The organism is Marinobacter sp. W-8 (assembly GCF_044342215.1).
Classification (GTDB): Bacteria; Pseudomonadota; Gammaproteobacteria; order Pseudomonadales; family Oleiphilaceae; genus Marinobacter; species Marinobacter nauticus.
In genome coordinates this window covers 1131349-1152495 of sequence record NZ_CP172297.1, presented here as the reverse complement: position 1 = coordinate 1152495, position 21147 = coordinate 1131349, and the positions used below count along the sequence as shown (strand labels likewise).

The window sequence follows — 21147 nt, the reverse complement described above, 5'->3', positions numbered from 1 at the left end:
CTCCGGGTTCGGGCGCGTCCTCTGGCGGGTACGCCCTTTCTTATGATTATTTTGCAGCGCCCCAGTGTTACACAGGCTGATGAAAATTTCAGCAACCCGGGAACCGGATCAGGCTTCCAGTTCCCTCAGATTGGCTTCCAGCAAACCGCGATTGTCCTGCTGCCACGGATGAAAATCCCGCCGGAAATAGGCCAGAAAATCCGGCAGGCACTTGCGCAGAACCCCCGGCTTGCCCCACAGGAAATTCAGACCGCCCAACCAGGTTCTCAGGCTCCAGAGCTTGCCGTCGGTTTTCAGGAGGCTGCAGGTATTAAGGAAGGTGTAGCGGAAGAAATTCCAGGTCACGAACAGGAACACGATCCGGCGAAGCTTGTCATTGCCGATACAGGCACGGTATACGTCGAAGGCCACCGACTTGTGTTCGGTTTCCTCAATGGCATGCCAGCGCCAGAGCCTCTTCATGGTCGGAGTCGCCCCTTCCATCCACTCCGGATGACTGAGAATGGCGTTGGCCAGAACGGCCGTGTAGTGCTCTGCGCCACAGGTTCCGGCCAGTTGGCGACTCGGCGGCAGGCGCCCGACCCACTCCATATGTTTGCGGAACCGTTCGTCCAGGGAATCAATATCGTAGCCCCGGGCTTTCAGAGCCTCGTTGTATTCCTTGTGCTCGCGGCTATGCAGAGCCTCCTGGCCGATAAAGCCCTTGATCTCCTCTCTCAGCTTGGGATCGGTAATCTGATCCCGGTAGAGTCGAACCGCATTGATAAACTGCTGTTCGCCATCCGGAAACTGCAAGGACAAGGCATTGAAAAAGGCCGTTCGAAAGGCATCGTTACCATGCCAGAGCGTTCTCAGTTCGGTACGAACATCGAACCGCAGGTGCCGGGGTTTGACCGTGACACCATCGGGCGTGGAGCTGATCGTCATGGCAGCCTCCTGTGGTCTGTTTGTTGTTATCGGGAGTTTGACTGCGGATAGTTTTTAACCAACTGGATCAGTTTACCCCCAGGTAACCGCAAACCGGAAGGCATACCTCACGAAAAAAAGACGCTTTGTCACAATATGACAACTTGTCAGAACCCCGGACAGAAACAAAAAAGGGAGGCGCTCAGGCCTCCCAAGGACACACAGTGGGTAGATGCCACCGCCGAACACGGCGGCATCAGGTTCAGTGCTCGTTGACCGGCTCCACGCCCGGTGCTTCCGGATCTGGGGTAAAGCCGAGAATGTGGGTGCGCTCAATCAGGAAGTACAACACCGCACCGGTGGCCAGACCCCAGCCTGCACCGTACACGGCCAGTACCACGCCCATGGTGCCGGCAATACCGCGCTCGGTGTTGTTCTCCAGCTGCTCCAGGCCCACCATCAGACAGATGTAGCCGGTCAGCAGCAGTGTCAGCGACAGGGCAATCGGCAGCACCGGCTGGAAGAAGCTCACCAGCGGCAGTACAAACAGCGCGATAAAGCCGGTAATCCAGAAGGTGCCACCACCGCTGTAGATGGAGTCCATGGCATTACGGCCATACTTGTAGCGCTCGGCCATGGTGGCGGTCACCGCCGTCCAGATCGGACCAGCCAGGCCAGGGTAAGGCGCGAAGAATGCGTGGCCGCCATTACGGATAGCGGTCACCAGGTGCACGCGGTCCACGCTGTTGTCGATGTCTTCGTCTTTGCGCAGGTGGTCGACACGGTTCATCAGGGACTGACCCACCACGATGTCACCGAAGGCAATGACGTAGGCAATGACTGCGGTCGGAATCGCATACAGGAATACATTCAGATCCGGGAAACCAACGCTAAACGGCAGGTAGTTCCACAGCTGGTCGAACGCTGGCTTGGTGATCCCCCACTCCACGTTTGGCACATCGTATTCGCCGGTGGCAAAGCCCACCAGAATGGCCACCACCATGCCCGGCACCATGCCGTAGTTGGCAATCTTGCGGGCCAGCACGTTCTTGTCGACAAAGCCTTTGAACGAGACCGAGAACATCAGATACAGACACACCAGACCACCCACGATCAGGGAGATCGGCGTGTTGGCCAGGCGGCCGCCGGCCTCGATTTCACCCATCAATGCCGCAATACCGGCACCGATAATGATACCGCCCTTCATGGAGCGCGGAATCCAGTTAACCAGTTTGCTGCCCAGACGGGTCACGCCCAGAATCAGGAAGATCAGGAACACCAGGAACTGCAATGCAAACAGCGCCTGGATGGCCTCAGGACCGGGTTCATAATCGGAAAGGAACAGCAGCACCACCGGAATACCCGGGGTAATCCAGCCGGGCACCAGAGGCACACCCAGCAAGGCTGGCAGCATAAAGCCGATACCGCAGATCACCACGTAAGCAAGGGCCACGTCGTAGGGAACACCGAGATATTTTTCCAGCAGCGGAATCATGGCCAGACTGACCACAAACATGATCAACGCCTGCACCATCTCCGCGAATTCCCAGCGGTAATGTACAAACGGAAGACGAACTTTGAAGGGACCAGCAGGCCAATACGGCTGCTCTTCACCGTTTTTTCTGTGGAACATTTGCATAAAGAAACCTCCAGACACCGTGTTTCAGGCGCCAGCCAGTGTTGTTTTTGTGGAGAGGTATGGCTGCGCCGGCAGGCGCAGCCGTTAAAGGATTCAGTTTAGGTCTTTGGCCTGGTCCCTCAGTACGAACTTCTGGATCTTGCCGGTTGAGGTTTTCGGCAGCTCCGTGAAGACCACGGTCTTGGGCACCTTGAAGCGGGCCAGGTGCTCGCGGCAGAAGTTGATGATGTCGTCTTCAGACACATCCCCGGCTTCCGGCTTCAGGGTGATGAAGGCACAGGGGGTTTCGCCCCACTTCTCATCAGGCCGGGCAACCACCGCCGCTTCCAGTACGGCCGGATAACGATAGAGGGTATCTTCCACCTCGATGGTTGAGATGTTCTCGCCACCGGAGATGATGATGTCCTTCAGGCGATCCTTGATTTCCATGTAGCCGTCTTCGTGCCACACCGCCAGGTCGCCAGTGTGGAACCAGCCACCACGGAACGCCTCTTCCGTGGCGGTCGGGTTTTTCAGGTAGCCCTTCATCACGGTGTTACCGCGCAGGAAGATCTCACCGATGGTTTTACCATCCTTGGGGACTGGCTGCATGGTGTTGGGATCCGCCACCATGGTGCCGCCCAGCGTGTGGTAACGCACACCCTGGCGGGCTTTGATCTTGGCGCGATCATGCAGGGGCAGCTCGTCCCACTCGGATTTCCAGGCACACACAGTGACCGGGCCATAGACTTCGGTCAGGCCATACACGTGGGTAACCTTGATGCCCATTTCTTCGATGGAACCAATCACCTGGGCGGGGGGCGCAGCGCCGGCAGTCATGGATTTCACTTCGTGGTCGATGCCCGCCTTGGCTTCCGGGGAGGCATTCAGCAAGGCATTGAGGACGATCGGGGCACCACACATGTGGGTAACCTGATGGTCACGAATCAGCTGCAGAATCTTCTCCGGGTCTACCCGGCGCAGGCACACGTGGGTACCGGCCATGGCGGTAATGGTCCAGGGGAAACACCAGCCATTGCAGTGGAACATCGGCAGCGTCCACAGGTACACCGGGTGCATGTCCATGGACCACACCGCCTGGTTGCCCAGCGCGTTGATGTAGGCACCGCGGTGGTGGTACACCACGCCTTTGGGATTACCGGTGGTGCCGGAAGTGTAGTTCAGGGAAATGGCATCCCACTCATTATCCGGGAAACTCCACTGGAACTGCGGGTCCCCTTCCTGCAGGAAGGCCTCGTAATCCAGATCGCTGACCTGAACGCCCTCACCATACTCCGGGTCGTCCACGTCAATCACCAGTGGCTTGTGCTCCAGATGGCGCACCGCATCCTTGATCACCTGACCGAACTCCCGGTCAGCAATCACCACCTTGGCTTCGCCATGCTCCAGCATGAAGGCGATGGCTTCGGCATCCAGGCGAACGTTCAGGGTATTGAGCACGGCACCGATCATAGGAATGCCGAAATGGCACTCCACCATGGCCGGAATGTTCGGCAGCATCACGGCAACGGTGTCGCCCCGGCCGATTCCACGGCCTTTCAGGGCAGATGCCAGGCGCAGACAGCGGTCGTAGGTTTCAGCCCAGGTGCGGCGGATAGCACCGTGAATGATGGCCGGGTAATCCGGATACACACTGGCCGTGCGCTCGATAAAATCTATGGGGGATTGAACAGCGTAGTTCGCGTCCCGGGGCTCTAGGCCCTGGTCAAAAATCGACGTCATTGGCGTGGTCCTCTAACTCGAATGTTGTTCTTATGGCGTATTCAGAAGAATCGCTAAATCAGCTATACTCAGCATTGCCGAAAATGGTAGACCACAGCAAAACTACTAGAAACTCTACCATGGTATTATGGGAATACTTCTATAATATATGACAAATCCCAACAATCCTCGACAAATCAGTCTCCTGCTGGACAGCGACCCGCAACCCACGCTGATTCTGGCAGCCGACGCAACGGTATCCGACTGCAACCGTGCCACCCGTGAGTTGCTCACTTCCAGTAAAGCACCTTCACCGGATACTTTGTTGCCGGTAAACACTCCGGCGCTGGTGCAGGCGGCCATCAGCCAGGGCCGGGCCATTGAGGATGTGGAGTCACGGTTCAGTGATCGAATCGTTCTGTGGAGCTTTATTCCCTTGCCAGAGGGCACGCAGGTTCTGGTGCGCGGGCGCGATGCCACCAACGACATTCTGGATCAGGAGCAGGCGGTCCGCTCCAACCGGCTTTACCGCCTGATCACTGAAAACACCACCGACCTGATCTCCCGCCATGCCCCGGATGGCCGTTTTATCGACGCCACGCCCGCCTCCTGGCGGCTTCTGGGATACTGGCCCGAAGAGCTGCGCGGCAAAGCCCTGGAAGACGTTTTCCAGGGGGAGAATCTGGCCGAAGAGCTGGCACAAACCCGCCACCGCCTGCGGGAAGACGGCTACGCCACCCTCACTCTGGAACTCCATCACCGGGACGGCAGCCGCCGCTGGTTCGAAATTGCCAGCCGGGCCATCCGCGAGACATACACCGGTGCCGTAGTTGAAGTGATCAGTGTCTCCCGTGATATTACGGCCCGGGTAGAATCGGAAGAGCAGAACCGCCGCCTGGCAGACGAGCTGGCCCACACCGCCCGCCTGGCCACCCTGGGCGAGCTCGCCTCGAGCATTGCTCATGAGATGAACCAGCCGCTGGCCTCCATCGTCAATTTCGCCAGCGCCAGCCAGCGTTTTCTCAAGGAAGCCGACAAGCATCCGGACCGTCTGCTGAAAGTGGACGACGGTCTGCAGAAGATCGTGCATCACGCCAACCGGGCCTCGGAGGTCATCAAACGGCTGCGAGCTTTCCTGCGCAAGGGCCAGAAGCGCATGGCACCGGTCTCGCTCAACGCCGTCATCAGCGACGTGGTAAAGCTGTGCCAGTGGGAAGCGGAAAAAAACGGGGTCCGGTTGCAGGAGTATCTGGCGGCCGATTCTCCTGTGATTACCGCAGACCCGGTTCTGCTGGAGCAGGTGTTGATCAACCTGGTCCGTAACGGCATAGAAGCCAATGTCGAAGCCCGCGGCGAAACCGGTCGACTGTCCCATATCGTGGTGACCACCTGCATCAACGATCAGCGCGAAACCCTGATCCAGGTCACCGACGAGGGTACGGGCCTGGATGACGAAGGCATACGCCAGATGTTCCAGCCGTTTTTCACCAGCAAACCCAAAGGCCTGGGGCTCGGGCTTTCCATGAGCCGTTCCATTATCGAAGGTTTTGGCGGCTTTCTCGACGCCATACCCGCCGAAACCGGCGGGCTGTCATTGATCTGCCGGTTCCCGCCCAACCAGCACCGGCTCGCCCCAAATCGCAGCGCAGATTTCGCACATCCGCCAGGAGAAAAACCCTGATGCCAGACACGCACAACACGGTCTACGTGGTCGACGACGACGCCGGCATGCTTGAATCCACCCAGTGGCTGCTGGAGTCAGTGGGACTGAAAGTGAAAGCCTACAGCGATGGCCGCCAGTTTCTGGATGCGGTGGAGGACCAGCGGCCTGGCTGCGTGGTTCTCGATATCCGTATGCCGGGGCTGGGGGGATTGAACGTACAGGAAGAGTTGCAGAAACGAGGCCTGGACGTGCCGATCATCTTTGTGTCCGGCCACGCCGACGTGCCCATTGTGGTACGGGCCTTCAAGTCCGGGGCTTTTGACTTCATCGAAAAACCATTCAACGAACAATTGTTGCTGGACAGCGTGCAACAGGCCCTTCAGGACGCCGACGATCCCGCACCAAACGCAACGCCTGCTGCCGGAACCGAAGCATTGATTGCCAGTATGACCCGCCGGGAGAAGGATGTATTCCTGCCCCTGGCCCAGGGTTACACCAGCAAGGAAATTGCCGAGCAGCTGGATGTCAGCGTCAAGACCATCGACCTGTACCGGGCCCGGGTGATGAAGCGCCTTGGTGCCGAGCGCCTGCCAGACGTGACTGGCCTGGCCATTGCCGCGGGTCTGTTGAACCCGCTCGAACTCAGGCAGCCCGCTCAGCCGGACTGACGCTGGACTTCGTGGGCCAGGGAACCAAGTCGTATCACCGCGGTCTCCAGCCGGTCTGTCCAGGGATTGCCACCATTCAGTCGCAGGCAGTTCTCGAACTTGTTGGTGGTTGAGAACATCAGCCCCGGTGCCACGTTGATGTTTTCAGCCCGGGCGCGCCGATACACGTCAGTACCGGACACACCGTCCGGCAGCTGCACCCAGAGCACAAACCCACCCTGTGGCCGGCTGACCGCCGTGCCCTCCGGGAACGACCGGGCCACGGACGAACGCAGCCGTTCGGTCGCCTCCCGGAAGTGTTGCCGGGCACCGCGCAAATATCGGTCGTAACCGCCCTGCTCCAGAAAATGCGCCACCGCCAGCTGTGGAATGGACGAGGTTGCCAGATTCACGAAATATTTGTGCTGGCGGGCACTGGCCATGTGTCGGCCGGGGATCATCCAGCCCAGTCTCAGGCCCGGTGAAATGGTTTTGGAAAAAGAACTGCAGTAGATCACGTTGTCTGCGCGATCAAAGGCCTTGGCCGGCCGCGGTCGTTCACCGGTGTGGTAAAGGTCGCCATAGATATCGTCTTCAATCAACGGCACATTGGCAGCCGCCATCATGGCTACCAGCTGCTGTTTGCGCTCGTCCGTCATCCGGGCACCCATGGGATTACTGTGGTTCGGCACCACCACACAGGCTTTCAGAGGCCACTGCTCCAGGGCCAGCTGCAGGCCCTCCAGACTGATGCCATCAGACGGATGGGTCGGAATCTCAATCACCCGGAGCCCCACCACCTCCAGCGCCTGCAAGATACCCGGAAAGGAAGGCGACTCCACCGCCACAATGTCACCGGGCTGGGTCACAGCCCGCAGGGCCAGAATGATGGCTTCCTGGGCACCGTTGGTGGCGAGCACATCGTCTGGCGAGATCGGCACGCCGAGGCTCGCCATGCGTTGGGCAATCTGCCGGCGAAAGGATTCCTTGCCAGGGAAGGCGTAGTCCAGGGTTTCCAGGCCCCGCCGGGCAGCCCACAGGGTGCTCTGCTGGATCTGCCGCAGCGGCAGGTAATCCGGGTGTGGTATGGCTGTTGCCAACGGCACCATGCGCTTTTGCTCATCCGCGCACAGACCCAGTGTCATTTCCCGGGCAGACACCGGCAGCGGTTGGCTGCGTTGTTCCGACATTCTGGGTTCCGGCACGTCCCTGGCAGGCAACCTTACGAAATAGCCACTGCGCTCCCTGGCCTGCAGATAACCACGGGCTTCCAGCGTCTGGTGGGCCTGAAGCACTGTGGAAATGCTGACACCAAACTGACGGCTGAGCACCCGAACCCCGGGCAAACGCTCACCCTCCCGGTAAACGCCATCCCGGATCAGCCCCTGCAGCTGATCTGCCACCTGGTTATAAAGTACGCCCATGGTCATCTCCCTGTTTGCAGTGGGCCAGTCAAAATCTATTGCAGCAGATCCGGCGCCAATTCAGGCAGTACAGATTGGCTACTTTTCGGCCAGCACAGTTTAGATTATAGGTCATCTGTACCGATTCAATGCATGGTTAACTGAATCTGTTATGGCGACACGGATAAGCGAACAATAAAGCCATCCACTGAAGAAGGAGTTTCACCATGGCACAGGTACAGAAAACCCACGAGCGTTTTGATCAGCAACCGGAAAGATCCAGAGCCAGTCAGAAGGATCTGTTCAACCTTGCCGGTGCAGACGCTACTAAAGGCAGCGGTCTTCACCTCAAAACCATACAAGGCCTGGCCCGGGAGGGCATCCAGGTAGTCCCGGCCGGCCACAACCACTGGATTCTCACCGGCAACCGCCCGCTGCCGGAAGTCCACTGCTACAGTGAGCAGGAATTACAGCGCTTCGCCCGTTCGCCAGCCAGACATTATCTGACCAACCTCAGCAGGGAGAACCTATGAACACCACACCGATTTATCAGGTCGATGCCTTTACCAACACCCTGTTCGGCGGTAATCCGGCGGCCGTTATGCCGCTGGACCAATGGCTGCCAGACGAGCGGATGCAGGCAATAGCGCTGGAGAATAACCTGTCGGAGACTGCGTTCCTGGTGCCGTTGCCAGAGTCTGACCGGGCGGATTTTCACATCCGCTGGTTCACCCCTGCGGTGGAAGTACCGTTATGTGGCCATGCCACACTGGCCTCGGCGTGGGTGGTGTTCAACCGGCTGAGCTGGCCGGCCGACACCGTGCACTTTCACTCCAAAAGTGGTCCATTGGCCGTTACCCGCCGGGCAGAAGGCTGGCTGGAGCTGGATTTCCCGAACCTGCCCTTCGAGTACAGGCCAACGCCGGCGCTGATTCTGGAGGCTTTGCCCGGGGCGCCGGCCGAGTCTTTCTTCGTGCCTAACGACACCAATTACATGGTGGTGCTGGGTTCCGAAGACGAGGTACGGAACGCAAACCCGGATAACCGCAAGCTGGCCGAGCTGGGCAACCAGGGCCTGATTGTGACCGCCCCGGGAACGGACTGTGATTTTGTCAGCCGCTATTTTGCTCCCGGCGCCGGTATCGACGAAGACCCTGTGACCGGCTCCATCCACAGTGTGTTGGTGCCCTACTGGGCTGAGAAGCTTGGTAAAACCGAACTCAGGGCGCGCCAGGTTTCTGCCCGCGGCGGCGAACTGCGCTGCGAGCTCCGGGGCGAGCGGGTGGCCATTTCTGGCCAGGCAGCCTTCTACATGGAAGGCTCCGTTCACCTGCCGTGAGGCTGGTATACTGCCCGGCGTTCTTCACCAACGGCGGGTAGTATCATGGCAGGTTCATCCTCAGCGTATGACGTAATCATCATCGGCGCCGGCGCAGCAGGGCTGATGTGTGCGGCAACCGCCGGCTACCGGGGCCGGCGTGTGCTGGTACTGGACCATGCCAACAAACCGGGCAAGAAGATCCTGATGTCCGGCGGCGGGCGCTGCAATTTCACCAACCTGAACAGCACACCCGCCAACTTCCTCTCGGACAATCCCCATTACTGTATCTCAGCGTTGAAGCGGTACACTCCCCAGGATTTCCTCGAACTGGTGGATCGACACGGCGTCGAGTACGAGGAGAAAGCGCCCGGTCAGTTGTTCTGCCGGGACAGCGCCAAAGACGTCCTCAATGTTCTGCTGACCGAATGTGAATGGGCGGGCGCGGAGATCCGACTGAAGACCCAGATTCAGAAAGTACGGGAAGCGAACGGTGGCTATCAGGTTGTGACTGGCAGCGGCGTGCTGAGCTGCGAATCTCTTGTGGTTGCCTGCGGCGGCCTGTCCATTCCCACCATGGGCGCGACCGGATTCGGTTATGAGCTTGCCAGAAAATTCGGGTTGAACATTCTGCAGACCCGGGCCGGGCTGGTGCCCTTTACCCTGCAACCGGAGCTGAAACAGCAACTGGCACCACTCTCGGGCGTCAGTTGCCCTGTGGGTGCCCACTGCCACAACCAGCATTTCCGCGAGCCCATGCTGGTGACGCACCGGGGGCTGAGTGGCCCGGCCATGTTGCAGGTGTCCAGCTACTGGCGGCCGGGGGATGAGGTGCACATCAACCTGTTGCCCGGCCTGCGTATTCAGGAGGACCTGCTGGCACTTCGCAGGCAAAAGCCGCAATCCACTCTGGCGCAGTATCTCAACCAGCATCTGCCCAAACGTTTTGCCCAGGCATTTAATGAACTTCAGGGCTGGCAGGGCCCACTTCAAGGCTGCAGCAATCAGGACATCGAGCAGATTGCCGAAACTCTGGGCAACTGGACGGTGAAACCTGCCGGCACCGAGGGTTATCGAACCGCAGAAGTGACCTTGGGCGGAGTTGATACACGCCAACTCTCTTCCAAAACCATGGCGGTTCTGGACCGGCCAAATCTGTTCTTTATTGGCGAAGTGGTGGACGTGACCGGGCACCTGGGTGGTCACAATTTCCAGTGGGCCTGGGCGTCCGGTGTGGCTGCCGGCAACGAGGCCTGAGCCCCGCTACAGGTACTTCTCGATAGGCAGCCACGACAGCATCCGCGACATGGCCCGGCGCCAGAAACCCACCTCCGGCTCGTGCTGCACCTCCTGCCCCTCTGACCGCCATACCAGTTCATCCTGGCCGTTCAGTTCAACCCGCCAGCTGTTCCGGGGCTCCATGGCGTAACGGATATCGTCCGCCACGGCACCGGCGAGCTCCTGACTTTTGATCACCAGCACCGTCTCGCCATTGAGATAGATGGAACGCAGATTCACGTTAAAGGAACCGATAAACAGGGTTTCCCGATCAAACACCACCGCTTTGGAATGAAGGCTTACCTCACCGCCTTCACAGGCTGCACTGGCGGCCACCCAACGTTGGCATGCAGGGGCATCCGGTCGTAATTCGTGTAGCTCAATACCCTGCTCCAACATCGCCCGGCGCCACCGTGCGTATCCGGAGTGGTTGGTAACTAGATCATTGGTGGCCAGCGAATTGGTCAGGGCGGCAACCTGTAAACGACCTCTGCCAATGTCGCTCATGGCACTGAGCTGATGGTCAGTCAGGATCAGATACGCCGATTCAATAAGAATCTCGGACCGGGCACCGTCCACCAGGTCATACAGGGTTTGCGCGGTTCGCTGGGGAGCCTCTGCGGGGGCATCCGGGTCTTCGGGAGGCGGATCAAACACCAGTTCGGCGGGTGCGGAAACGGTGTTGGCAAACAAGGTCTCCAGATAGGTTCTTGCCGTTTGCCGGTTTCCTGGGGGCTCGATCTGGTAATGCCGCGAGGCGGCAGATTCAATCAGGACGCTGAGCTTCGGTTGTGCCTGTTCAGGCTTGGGATAAAGCTCTACCAGCGGCAAGGTCCAGGGACTGTCCCAGTAGGCCTCAAAATTGGCGGTCATGTCCTCAGCCAACGGCCCCAGCACCAGAACATCGCGGTCCCGGAAGTTCAGTGTCGGATGCTGATCGAAGTACTCATCCCCGATGTTCCTGCCCCCGGCAATACCCACAAGACCATCCACCACAAAGGTTTTGTTGTGCATGCGCCGGTTGATGCGATCAAAGTCAGTGATAAACGAGAGCCAGCGACCGAATCCATCCCGGGACCGGGATGGATTGAATATACGCACACGGATATTGGCATGGGCATCCAGCAGGGCGAACAGGGATTCCTTGCCAGCAACATTAATGTCATCCAGCAGCAGGCGAATCACCACCCCGCGATCAGCGGCCGCAACCAGACGGCTGGCCAGGTAACGCCCACTGTCATCATCGTTCCAGATGTAATACTGGGCGTCGATGCGCTGGTTGGCGGTCTCGATCAGAGCAGCCCGGGCCAGAAAGGCATCCTGGCCTGTGTTCAGCAGCTTCACCGCCGGCAGCCCGGCGCCGACCCGCTCCTGGCTCTGCGACTGCAGAAAAGCGTCTGGCTCCGAAACAACCGGTATTGCCGGCCCGTGTTCCATGGGCTTGATTCCTCCTGCACAGCCAGCAAGAACGACCAGGGATATCAGGGTCAATAACCCTCTGATCATCGGTTTCCCTCCCCGGCTGCCTGTGAGCAATGGTTGTTCCTTATCTGAGAATAACCAGCGGTTTGTGCGCGGTTTTCAGCATGGTGGTTGTCGTACTGCCCACCAGAAACTGGCGGATTCGCGAGTGGCCGTAAGCGCCCATCACCAGAATGTCGATGCCGTGCTCTTCCTGATAGGCATGCAGCGTGGGCTCCACATCGCCGGCCCGGATAGCCAGGGTGATCTCCATGCCGAGGCCTTCCAGCATTTTTTCCGCCTTTTTCATCTGCTCCCAACGATCGGCCGTGTCGGCTCCAACCATGACCAGGTGCAGGGGCATACCCCGTAACACCGGGCTGGCCGCAATCATGTCAATGCCCTTGAAGGCCGTCGCGGAACCATCAAAGGCCACCATGGCACTTTTCGGCTCGCGGTATTCATCCGGCACCAGCAGAATCGGCCGATGCACACTACGGATCACGGTCTCAAGCTGGCTACCGATGTGCACATCGCGATCGGAACTGCTTTCACCGTGCAACCCCATCACAAATAGCCGGGTTTCTTTTTCCAGCGCGGTCAGGGCCTCGGCCAGGTTGTCATGGCGCTGGCGCTTGACCGTCTCGCCAATACCCGCGGCTTTTACCCTGGCCTCTGCTTCGTCCAGCATGTGGTGGCCGTGTTCCAGGGCAAGCTTGGAACGCTTACGGTCCAGCTCCGCCAGCTCATCCAGCAAATGCTCGCGGCTGCCAAGGCCGATGCTGCCAGCCAGATCCGGCTCGGCCGGATACCGTTCTTCATCCAGAACATGCAGCAGCATCAGCGGCGTGTCCATGTGGCGGCTGGCCCAGGCGGCGAAATCGCACACTGCAGGGGCGGCTCTGGAGCCGTCAATACACGCCACAATTCTCAACTTGTCTGCCGTCATAGCTGCCTCGCCTTGCGCCTGATTCTGGCTGTTATTATTGCTGCGAATGTCAGAGTTTTCTTTGGTCTGAGTCATATCAGTGCCCCATCAGCTGGTCAACGGCGTCGGGCTTGTCGTGCACCCCGAAGCGGTCAACGATGGTGGCACTGGCCTCATTCAGGCCAATCACTTCCACATCCGCACCCTCACGGCGGAACTTGATCACTGCCTTGTCCAACGCGCCTACGGCGGTAATGTCCCAGAAGTGCGCGCGGCTGAGGTCTATCACAACATTGTCCACCGCTTCCTTGAAGTCAAAGGATTCCAGGAATTTTTCCGAGGAACTGAAAAACACCTGGCCCACCACGGTATAGCGACGGGTGTCCGTTGCCTCGTCCAGCTCGGAGCTCACCAGCATGTAATGGCCAACCTTGTTGGCGAAGAACAGGGCCGCCAGCAGCACACCGGCCAGTACGCCGAAAGCCAGGTTATGGGTGGCGACCACCACAATCACCGTCACCAGCATCACGATATTGGTGGACAATGGGTGCTCCCTGAGATTACGTATGGAATCCCAGCTAAAGGTACCGATGGAGACCATAATCATCACCGCCACCAGGGCAGCCATCGGAATCTGCACCAGCCACTTGTCGAGCACCAGCACCAGAATCAGCAGGAAGACACCGGCCGTGAGCGTGGACAAACGTGTGCGACCACCGGATTTCACGTTGATGATGGACTGGCCGATCATCGCGCAGCCGGCCATGCCGCCCAGCAGGCCGGACCCGATATTGGCGATGCCCTGGCCCTTGCACTCGCGGTTACGGTCGCTGGTGGTGTCCGTCAGATCATCGACAATCGTCGCCGTCATCAGGGATTCCAGCAGGCCCACAACAGCCAGGGCAATGGAGTACGGCAGGATGATCATCAGGGTTTCAAGGGTCAGTGGTACCTCTGGCCACAGGAAAATCGGCAGGGTATCCGGCAGTTCACCCATATCACCCACGGTGCGAATATCAAGCCCCATGACCATGGCCACAATGGTCAAGCCGACAATGCAGACGAGGGGCGAGGGAATCAGTTTGCCCACGGTGGGTATCAGCGGAAACAGATAGATAATGGCCAGGCCTGCAGCGGTCATGGCATAAACATGCCAGGTCACATTGGTGAGTTCCGGCAACTGGGCCATAAAAATCAGGATGGCCAGAGCGTTCACAAAACCGGTCACCACCGAGCGGGACACAAACCGCATCAGGCCGCCCAGTTTCAGATAGCCAGCGGCAATCTGGATCACACCGGTCAGCAGGGTTGCCGCCAGCAGGTATTGCAGCCCATGCTCTTTCACCAGCGTCACCATCAGCAGCGCCATGGCGCCGGTGGCCGCCGAGATCATTCCCGGGCGACCACCTACAAAGGCAATAATCACGGCAATACAGAAGGACGCATACAAGCCCACTTTCGGGTCAACCCCGGCAATGATAGAGAAGGCAATCGCCTCCGGAATCAGTGCCAGCGCAACCACGGTTCCGGCGAGCAAGTCGCCGCGGATGTTCGAAAACCAGTTCTGCTTGAGTGCGTTTGTCATGGTCAGGGGTGTCGCTTTCAATTCCTGGGGATATCAGATCGGGGCCGCGAAGGGTACCAGAAACCGTCCTGAAAGTATGGCCATCCCGACAGACCGGGGGTGCCGCCGGGGCCGCTAATTGCCTAGAATGCGTTTAAATAATCTTTTTGGTGACAAGTACATGGATGATGTAGCAAGCCAGTTCCTAAACGCCAACCAGACCACCATCAATCTGGCCGTGGCCTTGCTGCTCGGAGCCATCATTGGCCTGGAGCGGGGCTGGGATGCCCGGGAGCAGAAATCCGGGGAACGCATTGCCGGTATCCGCACCTTCTCACTGGTCGGGCTGTTGGGCGGTATTGCCGCCGTATTGTCGGAGCAGATTACCCCCTGGGCCTTTCCGGTATTGCTACTCAGTGTAGTGGCCATGGGGCTGGTGGCCTACAGCGAGCGCCTGGAACACATCCGCAATTTCAGCATTACCGGCATGGTCGGCATGTTACTGACCTTCTGTTTTGGCGCCGTTGCCGTGGCGGTGGATCCGGTGATCGCCACCGCTGCTGCGGTGGTCACCGCCATCATTCTGGACAACAAGCAAGAAATCCACGGCTGGGTACACAAGCTTCAGGCCAGCGAACTGGACGCGGCCCTTAAACTGCTCTTGATCTCGGTGGTGATGCTGCCTCTGCTACCAAACGAGGCTATGGGACCGGGTGGCGTGCTCAACCCCCGGGAAATCTGGTGGATGGTGGTGATGATCGCCTCCATCTCATTTGTCGGTTACTTTGCCATCCGGGTGGCCGGAGCCCGCAAAGGCATTCTGTTCACCAGTCTGTTTGCCGGGCTGAGTTCATCTACCGCCCTGAGCCTGCACTTCGCCCGGCAATCGGCGAAGAATCCCGACTTCAGCCCGCAGTTTGCTGCCGGCATCCTGATTGCCTGCGGCACCATGTTCCCTCGGATTCTGGTTTATTGCCTGGTCATCAACAAGGCACTGCTACCCAGCCTGATCTGGCCGGTCGCCATGATGACCGCCCTCCTCTACGTGCCCGCGCTGATTATCTGGCGCCGCAACGCCCGGCAACTGCAGGTGAGCCAGCCCACCATGAACCAGAACCCGCTGGATCTCTCTTCCGCGCTGGTGTTCGGTTTCTTGCTGACCGCCATTCTGTTACTGGGGGAATTCCTCAAGAATGCCTTTGGCGATGTCGGCATTTACGCCCTGGCCGCCACCTCTGGCGTGGCGGATGTCGATGCCATCACCCTGTCTCTTACCCGGATGTCCAACGATGGCCTGGGCATGGATGCAGCCGTGCTGGGGATTGTCATCGCGGCAGCGGTGAATAATCTGGTGAAATCGGGCATCGCCTGGAGTATCGGCAACCGACAAACCGGTCTGCTGGTGGCTGGCCCGATGGTGTTATCTCTGGCCGCAGGCCTGTTGGTGGCCTGGCTGCAATAAGGCATCAGCCAGCCTTGCGGAAGGTCAGATTGTAGCGGGCCGAGCCGGTCACCGGGTGTTCACCGGCTTTCAGGGTCAGTACACCGTGGTAGCGCAAACGGGCCGGGCCGCCCCAGACCACCACGTCGCCGTGCTCCAGCAGAATACGCGCGGGGCGGTCACTGCGCTTAAGCCCGCCAAACTGAAACACAATGGGCAAGCCCAGGGATACCGACACAATGGGCCAGGAAAAGTCTTTTTCATCCTTATCCTGATGCAAACCCATTTTGGCCCCTGGCTGATAGCGATTAATCAGGCAGGCATCCGGGTCAAAGCCGGGAAATCCCGCTTCCCGGGCTGACTTGCAGGCCAATGAGACAAAGCTTTCGGGCATGGCCGGCCACGGAAGCCCGGATAAGGGATCCTGAGGCTGGTAGCGATACCCTGTCTCGTCAGTCACCCATCCCAGGGGGCCGCAACAGGTCATGGCGGCCGACATCTGATGGCCACCCGGCGTTTTCATGTGGCGAAACGGCGCCTGTCGCGCCACCTGTTCTATATCTCGTATCAAGGCTTGCTGGTGCTTCACGGCATGGCGCCGTAGCACAACCACGCCCTCGTCAAAGGCTTCCATTGTCGGTTGATCGTTCAACCCGGAAAACAGATCTGGCGTCATAAGCCACTCGCTTATCTTCTGAAATCAGAATAACGCCCGCAGAGCGTCTACACTTAGAGAACCCTTCATCCGTCGTTGGATCCCGACGCTGTGAGACAGACAAAACCGCCACACAACAAACAGTCCGCCCGGGTATCACTGGCATTCCTGATAGCCTCTGCCATTACCCTGGGAATGCTGATACTGGCCATCACACTGGTGGCCCAGAGTTATCGGGGCATGGAACAGGCCAAGGTCACCGCTGCCGCCGCCACTGCCCGACAGCTGGCTCTCAGCGTGGACGATCGTATCAATGCCATTACCCAACCGCCGGCTACGGCGCTGGCCTTGTTGCGGCACGACCCACTCACCCGGAGTTCCACCCTTGAGCAACGACGGCAACGCCTGCCGGTGATTGCCGATGTGCTCACCAGCAGCGATATTGTCAGTGCGGTATACGCAGGCTATGACAATGGCGATTTTTTCCTGTTCCGTAAGATTCGCAGTTCAGGCTCACTCCAGTTTCCGGACGCCCCCGCAACCAGTCGCTATCTGCTGCAAAGCCTGGAATACCAGGGCAACCTGCGCAAGGGCATCTGGCAATTCTATAATAGCGACCTGGAACTGCTCGAACGCCGCTCGCTGCCGGATTACGACTATGATCCCCGCCAGCGCCCCTGGTATCAGGCAGCCAGGGCCGGAGATTCACTGCAGCTATCAGCGCCCTATGTGTTTTTCACCACCCAGGAAACCGGGCTGACCCTGTCTCAGAGGGCCGCCAGTATCCCGGGTACCGTGCTGGGTGTTGATGTCACCGTGACCGACCTGGGCTCGCAACTGGCGGAGCTGAAACAGACCCCAGGCAGCCGGCTGGCCATTGTCAGCGCCTCCGGGGAACTGCTTGCAGACGCCGACGGTAACACCGAGCCCGATGCCGTGATCCGCCAGGTGCTTGAGCCTGGCACCAACCGGGAAATCCGCCGCTTTCAGCAGCAGGGCCGTGACTGGTATGGCATGGCCGAGCGACTTGGAACCCTGCCCGATGAAGCACTCTCCGTGGTTGTCGCCATTCCCTCGGATGAACTGCTGGCCGATGTCTGGGCTGCCCTTGCCCGCCAGACCGCGATCGCCGGAGCCATTGCCCTGCTGCTGTTGATACTTGGCTGGTTTATGGGGCGCCAGGTGGGCAAACCCCTTGAACGTCTGACCGACCGGGTCAGCAGCCTCTCCCGCTTCCGCTTTGACACGCCAATCCGTTCGGAGTCGCATATCCGGGAAGCCTCAGAGCTCAGCATTGCCCTGGATGACATGGCCCGCACCATCCGAAGCTTCCAGAACATCGCCACGGTGCTCAACCGGGGCCAGGATCTGAACCAGTTGTTACGCGACATTCTTGATCAGATCATCGCCATCGTCAGCCAGGAACGGGGCGCGATTTACCTGTACAGCAGCCATGAACATAAGCTCGACCTGGCGGTTAACCGCGGTCTTGAACTGCCCGCCAGCCTGCCAGCCATCAACCAGGCGGCAGACGATAACGAGATCATTCGCCAGCTAAGAAACCACATATCCGGCCACCCGGTGTTTGCCATCCTGCGTAATCGACGCAAGAAACTCATTGGTGCGTTGATCATCGAAATGGAAGTGGGCGACCACACCTACCTCAGTGATGACCTGATTGTTTTCGTGGATGAAATTGCCGGCTCCGCCGCAGTTGCCATCGAAACCCGTGAACTGATCGAAAGCCAGCAGGCCCTGCTCGATGGGTTTATCCGCCTGGTGGCCAGCGCCATTGATGCCAAGTCGCCCTACACCGGTGGTCATTGCGAGCGGGTACCCAAGCTCGCCCAGATGATCACGGAGGTGGCAGAGCAGGCATCGGAAGGGCCTTTTGCCCATTTCCGCATGAACGAAGACGAACGTTACGAATTTCACCTGGCGGCCTGGTTGCACGACTGCGGCAAGATCACCAGCCCGGAATATGTGGTCGACAAAGCCGTAAAGCTGGAAACCATCTACAACCGCATCCACGAAATCCGGGCCCGCTTTGAAATCCTGCACCGGGATGCCGAGGTCCGTTACCTTCAAGCCTGCCTGAATGGAGAAGACCCGACCCAGGCTGCCCGTTACAGAGATGAGGCCCAGGCAAAACTGCAGGCTGACTTTGGCTTCCTGGCAAACGCCAATGTGGGCAGTGAGTCCATGTCGGACGAGGATGTAGCGCGCATTCGCCAGATCGGAGCCCAGACCTGGCAACGCCATTTCAGTGACCGGCTGGGCCTCTCCGGGGATGAGCAGCAAGCCCTGGCGGATTCTCCGGAAGCGGCACTGCCCGCCACAGAGCCACTGCTGGCAGACAAACCCTGGCATATTCGCACCTGGGGCGACCGGGTGCCTCCGGTCCAGCGGGACGACCCGCGCAATCTCTGGGGCTTTGACATGAAGCTGCCTGAGTATGCCTACAACCGGGGAGAACTCCACAATCTGACCATCCAGTACGGCACCCTGACGGAAGAAGAGCGCTTCCGTATCAACGAACACATTGTCCAGACCATCTGCATGCTGGACGCCCTGCCCCTGCCAGACCGTCTGGCCCGGGTGCCCCGCCTGGCCGGCACCCACCACGAGCGTATGGATGGCAAGGGCTACCCCTTCGGCCTGAGCGGTGAGGACATGAGCATTCCAGAGAAGATCATGGCCGTGGCAGACATCTTCGAGGCGTTGACCGCCGTGGATCGCCCCTACAAGCAGGGCAAGACACTGTCTGAAGCGCTGAATATCATGGATAACATGACCCGGCAGGGCCATATAGACCGGGACGTATTTCTGCTCTTTGTCCGCTCCGGCACCTATCGGCGCTACGGTGACCAGCACCTGAAGGCCGAGCAGATCGATACCGTGGATGAAAGCCTGTTCATGAAGCCCTGACCAAAAACACGTATATTCTCAGGACTGTTTACTCAACGAAGGATAGAGAATGCTGTTCGCAATCATTTTTGGTGGTCTGATCGGGTATGCCGTTGGTCGATTCCCCGGCTTTCTGGTTGGCGCAGCCATTGGTGCGTTCCTGTTCCAGCGCATGAAAAGCCGACTGCTGGGCAAGCTTCAGGGGCTGCAGGCCAGTTTCATCGAATCCGTATTCGCGGTGATGGGCGCCCTGTGCAAGGCCGATGGCGTGGTCTCACGGGATGAAATCCAGATGGCAGAGGCCATGTTCATTCGCTTTCGCCTGAACGAATCCCAGAAAGCCATGGCCAAGGAAGCGTTCAACCGGGGTAAAGCATCGGACTTCGACCTGGATGCCGAACTCCAGCGCTTCATGCAGGCTTCTGGCCGCCAGCCGGTGCTGTTGCAGATGTTTCTGCAGGTACAGGTGTCTGCGGTTGCCGCAGACGGGCAGGTACATCCGGCCGAGCACGAAATGCTGGTTCGTATCGCCCGTGGGCTGGGGCTGCCGGAAAGTCAGGTCGACCAGCTCGAAGCTATGCTGCGTGGTGCCCATGCCGGCCAGGCGGGCGGTACCCGCAATTATTCCAGCAGCCAGCAGATCGATGATGCCTACAAGGTTCTTGGCGTCTCGCCAGAGGCCTCAGACGCCGAGATCAAGCGCGCTTACCGCAAGCTGATGAGTGAAAACCACCCAGACAAACTCGCCGGACGCGGCTTGCCCGAAAGTATGCGGGAAATGGCGGAAGAACGAACCCGTGAAATCAGCCACGCTTACGACGTGATCAAGGAAGCGCGGAACAAAGCGTCCTGAACCGGGCGGTCAGAACCAGCGGGGCACTCGTTTGCAATAGGCCTCGTACTGTTCACCAAAACGCCTGGCCAGGGCTTTCTCCTCCTCCCTGGCCTGGCGCATGATTACCAGCAAGCCAGTCACCAGACACACCAGCGAAAACACACTGGGCAACGCCAGAAAGAACCCCAACTGCCCCGTCATCACCGCCAGAAACAGCGGGTTTCGGCTGCGACCAAAAGGCCCCTCGGTCAGCAAATGGCCACTGCCATGGTGGTCATCAATGCCGGAACGCCAGTCCTCATGCATGTAGGCCTGCAGGTAATTTACCGAGGTGTAGGAAACCAGAAGCAAAACGGCGCCAGTCAGTAATACCGGCCAGTGGTACAGCATGGGGATAACGCCCAGCCAGGCATCCAGATCAACCCAGATCCTGGCCAGGCAAATCAGCAGGATCGCAGCCCGGAACAGGTTGAAGGTATGACGATGCCACCAGGTGGCCGTCCCGGTCTTGCCATAATTGATGTGTGAGAAGCCCAGTCGCGAATACAGGCCGAGTGTACGGGCGGCAAACTGCAGGCCAATCATCAGGAAAAAGACGCCGAGGAAAACCCGGACAGCAGGCTCAATCAGATCCATTATTCATTCTGGTTCAGTAGGTTGGCAACCAGCTTACTGTGCTTGACGCTGCATTGAAAGAGACGGGACGCAATCCTTACAAACCCACCTTTTGCACCTGTTTTGTGACGTCACACCTGAAATGACATATCGTCACGTTTAAGCCTGGGTTATGTTAGTAAGCCT

At 58.9% G+C, this 21147-nt stretch carries 17 protein-coding genes; 8 read left to right on the top strand and 9 right to left on the bottom strand.

Going from position 1 to position 21147, the window contains the following annotated elements; all coding sequences use genetic code 11:
• Positions 1-108 precede the first annotated feature (108 nt).
• The 3 genes from ACF8YQ_RS05290 to ACF8YQ_RS05280 all read right to left on the bottom strand — a co-directional run bounded on the left by ACF8YQ_RS05290 (position 109) and on the right by ACF8YQ_RS05280 (position 4267).
• Positions 109-927 (bottom strand): metal-dependent hydrolase, encoded by an 819-nt coding sequence (locus ACF8YQ_RS05290; RefSeq protein ID WP_396622800.1) that lies wholly within the window; start codon positions 925-927, stop codon positions 109-111.
• A 241-nt stretch (positions 928-1168) separates the two neighbouring features.
• On the bottom strand, positions 1169-2545 hold the full coding sequence (locus tag ACF8YQ_RS05285; RefSeq protein WP_396622799.1) for a solute carrier family 23 protein: 1377 nt from the start codon (positions 2543-2545) through the stop codon (positions 1169-1171).
• Positions 2546-2638: 93 nt separating this feature from the next.
• Positions 2639-4267, bottom strand: coding sequence for an acyl-CoA synthetase (locus tag ACF8YQ_RS05280; protein ID WP_396622798.1), 1629 nt, complete (start codon positions 4265-4267; stop codon positions 2639-2641).
• Between the two features lie 148 nt (positions 4268-4415).
• Between ACF8YQ_RS05280 and ACF8YQ_RS05275 the strand changes: the two genes are divergently transcribed.
• Both ACF8YQ_RS05275 and ACF8YQ_RS05270 read left to right on the top strand, forming a co-directional pair.
• Complete coding sequence (locus ACF8YQ_RS05275; protein ID WP_396622797.1) at positions 4416-5927, top strand: PAS domain S-box protein; 1512 nt, start codon at positions 4416-4418, stop codon at positions 5925-5927.
• A complete protein-coding gene (locus ACF8YQ_RS05270; protein WP_023010768.1) occupies positions 5927-6577 on the top strand; it encodes a response regulator transcription factor in 651 nt (216 codons plus the stop codon). The genes ACF8YQ_RS05275 and ACF8YQ_RS05270 overlap by 1 nt, the downstream gene beginning before the upstream one ends.
• Here ACF8YQ_RS05270 and ACF8YQ_RS05265 read toward each other — a convergent pair.
• Positions 6565-7980 carry a PLP-dependent aminotransferase family protein gene (locus ACF8YQ_RS05265; protein ID WP_396622796.1) on the bottom strand — a complete coding sequence of 472 codons (1416 nt, stop codon included), beginning with the start codon at positions 7978-7980 and terminating at the stop codon, positions 6565-6567. The genes ACF8YQ_RS05270 and ACF8YQ_RS05265 overlap by 13 nt on opposite strands.
• Positions 7981-8186: 206 nt before the next feature.
• Between ACF8YQ_RS05265 and ACF8YQ_RS05260 the strand changes: the two genes are divergently transcribed.
• From ACF8YQ_RS05260 to ACF8YQ_RS05250, 3 genes are read left to right on the top strand one after another with little or no spacing between them, the layout of a single operon-like run.
• Positions 8187-8492 (top strand): hypothetical protein, encoded by a 306-nt coding sequence (locus tag ACF8YQ_RS05260; protein WP_396622795.1) that lies wholly within the window; start codon positions 8187-8189, stop codon positions 8490-8492.
• Positions 8489-9298 carry a PhzF family phenazine biosynthesis protein gene (locus ACF8YQ_RS05255; RefSeq protein ID WP_396622794.1) on the top strand — a complete coding sequence of 270 codons (810 nt, stop codon included), beginning with the start codon at positions 8489-8491 and terminating at the stop codon, positions 9296-9298. Before ACF8YQ_RS05260 ends, ACF8YQ_RS05255 begins: the two co-directional genes overlap by 4 nt.
• 45 nt (positions 9299-9343) lie before the next feature.
• Positions 9344-10534: an NAD(P)/FAD-dependent oxidoreductase gene (locus tag ACF8YQ_RS05250; protein WP_396622793.1), complete on the top strand. Its 1191-nt coding sequence runs from the start codon at positions 9344-9346 to the stop codon at positions 10532-10534.
• A 6-nt stretch (positions 10535-10540) separates the two neighbouring features.
• On the opposite strand, the gene ACF8YQ_RS05245 is transcribed toward ACF8YQ_RS05250, so the two are convergent.
• The 3 genes from ACF8YQ_RS05245 to ACF8YQ_RS05235 all read right to left on the bottom strand — a co-directional run bounded on the left by ACF8YQ_RS05245 (position 10541) and on the right by ACF8YQ_RS05235 (position 14529).
• Positions 10541-11992, bottom strand: coding sequence for a phospholipase D family protein (locus ACF8YQ_RS05245; protein WP_396622792.1), 1452 nt, complete (start codon positions 11990-11992; stop codon positions 10541-10543).
• A 109-nt stretch (positions 11993-12101) separates the two neighbouring features.
• Positions 12102-13040 (bottom strand): universal stress protein, encoded by a 939-nt coding sequence (locus tag ACF8YQ_RS05240; protein ID WP_396622791.1) that lies wholly within the window; start codon positions 13038-13040, stop codon positions 12102-12104.
• Position 13041: 1 nt separating this feature from the next.
• On the bottom strand, positions 13042-14529 hold the full coding sequence (locus ACF8YQ_RS05235) for a SulP family inorganic anion transporter (RefSeq protein ID WP_396622790.1): 1488 nt from the start codon (positions 14527-14529) through the stop codon (positions 13042-13044).
• 160 nt (positions 14530-14689) lie between these two features.
• On the opposite strand from ACF8YQ_RS05235, the gene ACF8YQ_RS05230 reads away from it, so the two are divergent.
• Positions 14690-15970: an MgtC/SapB family protein gene (locus ACF8YQ_RS05230; protein WP_396622789.1), complete on the top strand. Its 1281-nt coding sequence runs from the start codon at positions 14690-14692 to the stop codon at positions 15968-15970.
• Between the two features lie 4 nt (positions 15971-15974).
• Here ACF8YQ_RS05230 and alkB read toward each other — a convergent pair whose 3' ends face one another.
• On the bottom strand, positions 15975-16625 hold the full coding sequence (gene alkB / locus ACF8YQ_RS05225) for a DNA oxidative demethylase AlkB (protein WP_396622788.1): 651 nt from the start codon (positions 16623-16625) through the stop codon (positions 15975-15977).
• A gap of 90 nt (positions 16626-16715) precedes the next feature.
• On the opposite strand from alkB, the gene ACF8YQ_RS05220 reads away from it, so the two are divergent.
• Together ACF8YQ_RS05220 and djlA are read left to right on the top strand one after the other, a co-directional pair.
• On the top strand, positions 16716-19532 hold the full coding sequence (locus tag ACF8YQ_RS05220) for an HD domain-containing phosphohydrolase (RefSeq protein WP_396622787.1): 2817 nt from the start codon (positions 16716-16718) through the stop codon (positions 19530-19532).
• Between the two features lie 49 nt (positions 19533-19581).
• Positions 19582-20364, top strand: a complete 783-nt coding sequence (djlA, locus tag ACF8YQ_RS05215; protein ID WP_396622786.1) for a co-chaperone DjlA — start codon at positions 19582-19584, stop codon at positions 20362-20364.
• A gap of 9 nt (positions 20365-20373) precedes the next feature.
• On the opposite strand, the gene ACF8YQ_RS05210 is transcribed toward djlA, so the two are convergent.
• The gene (locus tag ACF8YQ_RS05210; protein WP_396622785.1) at positions 20374-20982 is read right to left on the bottom strand and encodes a methyltransferase family protein; all 609 of its coding nucleotides are present in this window, start codon (positions 20980-20982) and stop codon (positions 20374-20376) included.
• Between the last annotated feature and the right edge of the window lie 165 nt (positions 20983-21147).